Source organism: Lactobacillus sp. (assembly GCF_051873315.1).
Classification (GTDB): Bacteria; Bacillota; Bacilli; order Lactobacillales; family Lactobacillaceae; genus Lactobacillus.
Window position 1 is genome coordinate 1 of the sequence record NZ_JBJEES010000012.1, and the last position, 5,590, is coordinate 5,590.

A 5,590-nucleotide genomic window follows, 5' to 3' on the forward strand; every position below is an offset into this window, starting at 1 on the left:
TTCTTCCGGTAAAAATAGCTGGGCTTAGCTCCGCCAACTGGGAAATAGCTAGGCAAGCTGCTTAAAGTAACCCGGCCGCTGGCCGCTACCGCCAAAACCAACAGGTCACTCACCGCCTGCCCGGTCTCATTGTCGATCTCCAGCTGGAGCTGACTGCCTTTTTCTTCCGTCTCCCAAACGTTTAATCCCGCCGCCGCGCTGGCTGCTGGCAGGTCCTGGTTGGCCTCTTTTAGTGCCCCGTTCTCCTTGGCCAGTCTGGAATTCTTCTTCTTTAAACTTGAATTGTCGCTCTCCAATTTGTCCAGCCGCTTTTTAAGACTTGATGCCTCACTGCTCTTGGTCCGGCTGGCCTGGTAGAGCTGGCCGGCCAGCTTGCTGTTTCTCTGGGTCTGCTTGGCGGCTTGCGCGCTCAGCCAGACGCTGGCCCCCATGGCGACAAAGCCCACGACCAGGGCTAAGACTGTCAGCCAGGTCAGCCAATTTTTCTCCTTCATCGTTCTATCCCCCTTATTTTTCGAATATCACCCTTTCATTATACTACCTTTTCATGAAAAGGCTTACGCTTTGCAAAGCAAAAGAAAAAGGCGGGGACTTCCCGCCTTACTGAGCATCGCGCTCGGCGATATCGCAGCGCATCAGCTTCTCAATAATGTCAATGTATTCCCGCGGCACTTGCCGGCCTTGATAAGTGAGGCGCACATCCCGGTCGGTCAAATCGACCACCTTGCGATCAATCAGCCCTTCCTGCTCCAGTACTTCCACCGGCAGACCAGCCAAAATACTGCTTCTGGACACGCCAAAAACATTCGCTATCTTCTCAACAGCCTTCATCCGCGGCACCTTGCGGCCAACCTCCCAGTTGGAAACCGTCTGCTTGCTTACTCCCAAGGCCACGGCCAGCTCCCGCTGGCTCATTCCCCGCTGGCGGCGCAGGTCTCTCAAATACTTGCCAATCGTGTTCTTATCCATCCAAAGTCACCACCTGTCATAAGCATAGCATAAGTTATGACGAAATGAAATGTTTATGAGAGTGATTTGCCTTTTTTTAGAAAAGAAAAAATAAAAAGAAGTCTGCTGGCGCAAACTTCTTCATAAATCTCTTTACTTGGTCATTTCTGACTTCTTTTCCCGCATCATCAAGGCGTCAACGGTTTCCCGGGCGTCGGCACCGTGGTTGACTACGGCATCAACGGCAAAGACGATTGGCATTTCCACGTCATACTTCTCAGCCAGTTCCAAGGCAGCTGGAATGGCATTGATCCCTTCAACGACCATGCCCACTTCCTTCTTGGCTTCTTCAGCGCTCTTGCCCTTGCCGATCAAGTAGCCGGCATTGTTGTTCCGGCTTTCCTTGCTGGTGGCGGTAACGATCAAGTCACCCATGCCGGCCAGGCCGTCAAAGGAGTCTTCCTTGCCGCCCATCTTGAGGCCCAGGCGCTTGATTTCCGCCATTCCGCGGATGATCAAGGCGGCCCGCATGTTGTCCCCGTAGCCAAGTCCCGAGCAGATCCCGCTGGCCAAAGCAATCACGTTCTTCAAGGCCCCGCAGAGCTCAACGCCCAGGCGGTCAGAGTTGGTGTAAACCCGCATGTTCTTGTTCATGAAGACGTCCTGGACCTTTTCGGCCACGTCTTGGTCTTCACAGGCGGAGACGATGGTGGTTGGCAGGTCCTTGGCCACTTCTTCAGCGTGGGTCGGGCCAGACAGGGCAACGTAGTGGACATTGCCATGCTTGCCATCCTTGTTTACTTCGTCAGCGATAACTTCAGTCAAAGTCAAGAGAGTGTCCGGTTCGATCCCCTTAGCCACGTCAACGATGATCTGCCCATCTGGAATAAACGGGGCAGCAGTCTTGGCAGTTGAGCGGACGAAGACTGATGGTACGGCGAAAAGGATGATGTCCTTGTCTTGGCAGGCTTCTGCAATTTCCTTGGTAAATTTAATTTCGTCAGGAATAACCATACCTGGCAGGTTCTTCTGGCGACGAGTTCTTGAGAGTTCGTCGACTTCTTGCGGCAGGGCTGACCAGACGGTCACTTCATGACCAGAGTTGCTGAGCATCCGGGCCAGTGCCATGCCCCAAGTACCTGCTCCCAAAACACCGATTTTTGCCATATTATTACCTCACTTAGTTTGTTGATTCCTATTCGCGGCAGACAAACTACTGCCGCTGATCTAACCTATTATAGCACTCAGCCGGCAACTTTCTCTTTACCCCCGGCCTAATTATTAAAAAATTAGCCTCTACCAACGCAAAAAAAGACGTTTCCCAATTGAAACGCCCATTAGAGAATAGCCATATTAAAAAGTGTAAACAAAAACAGCTATGAATTTATCTCCAAGTGAAAAACTCAAGAGTTTATTAAAAGCAACCGCTTACTCTTGCATAGCCTATTGTATGATGTAAAATAGTCTTTGACAAGAGTTTTCGTGAATTTAAACATTTTTTATGCACCTTTTTTCAAAAGGCGAACAACTTTTTCCTAATTGCTTTCTCAGTTTTATAACATTTTAACAATTTGTAATAACACTCTCCGCTATAGTATACTGAACAATAGGATTATTCGTTAGCAATTTGAACAAATCCGCAGCCAGTGACATTATAACTAAGTCGAAAACATATTATAGTAAAAGCAAGGTGCAATTCAGCAATGTTTAAACAGCTTAGGAAAGCAAATCAAAACGACTACTTGCTCATCGCGGCCACTTTGATTTTGCTGGCCGTCTTCAATCTCAGCTTGCTCAGCTACGTCCAGGAGCAGCAGAAAGCTGCCGAGCGCGACCAGGCCCAGGCCCTGGCGGCCGGTTTCTCCCGGACCTTGAAGGGTGAGATCAAGAATGCCTTGACCCTGTCAACAACTCTGAAGGAACTGGTTTTAGCCAGCAATGGCAAAGTCCAGAATTTCTCCACCGTGGCCAAGGACCTTTTAGAAGAAAATGAAGCAGCCAGCAACCTACAGCTGGCGCCTAATGGCAAAGTCACCGAGATCTATCCTTTAAAAGGAAACGAAGCAGGCAAGATCAACCTTTTAACCGACCCGATCCGCGGCCCTCTTTGCCGCTACGGGATTGCCCACCAGGTCACCGTGACTCAGGGGCCGATCTCCCTTAAACAGGGCGGGAAAGGCGTGGTCATGCGGACGCCGATTTTTATCAAGAAAAACGGCAAAAAGCAGTTCTGGGGCTTCGCCATCGTAGTGATGAAGATTCCTCAGACCTTCTCCTCCACTGCGGCCAACCTTAAATCAGCCGGCTACAGCTATGAATTGGAAAAGCAAGTTTCTCCCTTAAATACCAGCTACAAGCAGGTCATGCAGCAAGGCAATCTCCATGAACCGATCAGCTACAGCTTTACCACTGCCGACAACAGCCACTGGCTCTTGAGAATCGCTCCAGCCAATGGCTGGCGCTACACTAAGTGGAACTGGTTCATGGGCTACCTCATACTCATCGACTTCGCTATCGCGGGTCTCATGCTCTGGGTGATCAACCGGCGGATCAGCGGGCGGATCCTGGAAAGAGAAGCCACGCTTGATCCTTTGACTCAAGCCTACAACCGGCAGGGCTTTGACTGGAAGCTGTCGAGCCTGTCTGTTAAAAAGCAGCCCGAGACCACGGTGATCATGCTGGACATTGACGATTTCAAGTCAATCAACGATGTCTTTGGCCACCAAACCGGGGACGCGGTTTTAGTCCAGCTGACCAGGAATTTGAAAAAGTGCTTTGGGCCCAATGCCATCATTGGCAGAAACGGCGGGGACGAATTCGTCGTGGCACTTCCTGGCAAGATGTGTGACAACCAGGAAGCTATCAAAGGCCTTTCTGTTTTAAAGCAGGAAGTAGAAAGCAACGGGGAGGAAATTCCTTTCTCCGTCTCCATCGGCTACAGCGAATTCCCAGGCCAGGCCAAGGACTATGAGGAGGCCTTGAAGTTCGCCGACGCTGCCTTGTACGAAGTAAAAATTGCCGGCAAGAACAATTTTGCCAGCTACAAGTCCAGCTTGTCGGAGAAGAAGCACCGCAACCAGTTGGGCCTGGGTCTGAGAGCCCTGGCGGCCGGCGACCCAACTCCTCTTTTGGTCATGCAGATGGATACCAAAGAGGTCATCTACGTCAACAAGAGTCTGCTGGAATTGTTTGGCTGCGAGCTGTCAGCTGACTTTTATGACTACTATGGCCAGTCCCTGCTCAACTTGGTTTCACCAAGCGACAGAGACAGGATCAAGGAGGAGTTTACCGACTTTGTTGAATCGGCAGCTGATGAAGAGCGTTTTAGGGACGACTGCCAGATTTTGACGGCGGACGCCCGGACCCTGCGCGTCTTCTGCGACATGAAGTATTCTGTCAACCAGCGCTATGGCGCCTTGGTTTATATCAGTTTTATCCTTAATTAACGGAGGCAGAAAAAATGGCTGAAGAACAAGAAAACAAGCTGAACATTCCCAATCTGCAAATTTTGGGTCAAGACGACAGTCCCCTTTTTCAAGGAGCAGGCAGCGATGCCAAGAAGGTTGTCTATCCCAAGCAGTTTGCCAACCACCCGGGCTTTAAGCAGGTCTTTCAGCCGGGTAAATTGACTTTCGGCTTAATGGCGCCTTTTAAGGGCTACCCGGACAGCCAGATTCCAGATGTCAGCGACCTTTTTGACTGCGCCAAGGCAGCGGAAAAAGCCGGCTTTGACGCCTTGTGGATCAGAGACGTTCCTTTTTATGACCCATACTTTGGCGACGTTGGCCAGGGACTTGATCCATTCACGACTCTGGGGGCTCTGGCCATGACCACGGACAAGATCGTATTGGGGTCTGCCGGCTTTATTTTGCCTGAGCGGAATCCGATTCACGTGGCCCAGGCGGCCGTGTCAATCGACCGGCTCAGTGACCACCGTTTCCTGCTGGGTTTAGTCAGCGGGGACCGGAAAAATGAATTTAAAGCTTTTGGCCGGGACTGGAACGAGCGCAGCGAGATCTTCAGAGAAGGCTGGGATTTGGCCAAAAAGTCCCTGACTCACCCCAACCGCCTGCACTTCAGTGGCAACTACTACAGTAAGCTGACCGGGTCTTTGAGCGTCGTGCCTCAGCTTGAAGAGGGCTACCAGATGCCAATGGTCGCGATCGGCCGCTGCCGGCAGGAATTATCCTGGCTGGCCAATGAGCCAGACGTCTGGATCTGGCATGGGGTTGGCGAAGATGAGACGGCATCGGTGGTTAAGAAGCTGAACGACTTGAATGAGGACGGCAACTGGCATCCCTTCGGCTACCAGAACTTCGTTGAACTTTTGGATGACCCGGATGCCCCATGCCAGCTCTTCAACAAGATCTACCTGCGCGGGGGAGCAAAGAGCCTGGGACAGTTCTGGCGCAAGCAGCGCGAGGAAGGCTTAAACCACGTGATCATCAACTTCAAGCCAACCAAGCGGCCAATTGCTGATTGCCTGGCTGACATGGAAAAGTACGTTTTCCCGGAAGTAAATAAGGACTAAAAAAAGGCTCTGCCATCGTGATTGATGACAGAGCCTTTAGTTTTGCTCAAATTAATTACTTAGCTGAGCTAGTTGAAGATGCTGAAGTTGACTTTGCGCTAGTCTTCTTAG

Annotated in this window: 4 protein-coding genes and 1 pseudogene; 2 read left to right on the plus strand and 3 right to left on the minus strand. The window is 51.0% G+C overall.

Annotated elements, in window-relative coordinates; all coding sequences use genetic code 11:
- The 3 genes and pseudogenes from ACI32D_RS00540 to ACI32D_RS00550 form a co-directional block, all read right to left on the minus strand.
- Positions 1–494 (minus strand): annotated as a pseudogene (locus ACI32D_RS00540) (hypothetical protein); the annotation flags it as partial.
- 106 nt (positions 495–600) lie between these two features.
- The gene (locus ACI32D_RS00545; RefSeq protein ID WP_439774734.1) at positions 601–969 is read right to left on the minus strand and encodes a helix-turn-helix domain-containing protein; all 369 of its coding nucleotides are present in this window, start codon (positions 967–969) and stop codon (positions 601–603) included.
- 132 nt (positions 970–1,101) lie between these two features.
- Positions 1,102–2,115, minus strand: a complete 1,014-nt coding sequence (locus tag ACI32D_RS00550) for an NAD(P)H-dependent glycerol-3-phosphate dehydrogenase (protein WP_439774735.1) — start codon at positions 2,113–2,115, stop codon at positions 1,102–1,104.
- A gap of 536 nt (positions 2,116–2,651) precedes the next feature.
- Here ACI32D_RS00550 and ACI32D_RS00555 point away from each other — a divergent pair.
- Both ACI32D_RS00555 and ACI32D_RS00560 read left to right on the plus strand, forming a co-directional pair.
- On the plus strand, positions 2,652–4,394 hold the full coding sequence (locus ACI32D_RS00555; protein WP_439774736.1) for a diguanylate cyclase: 1,743 nt from the start codon (positions 2,652–2,654) through the stop codon (positions 4,392–4,394).
- Positions 4,395–4,408: 14 nt separating this feature from the next.
- Entirely contained in the window at positions 4,409–5,479 is a 1,071-nt protein-coding gene (locus ACI32D_RS00560; RefSeq protein WP_439774737.1) for an LLM class flavin-dependent oxidoreductase, read from the plus strand.
- Positions 5,480–5,590 lie beyond the last annotated feature (111 nt).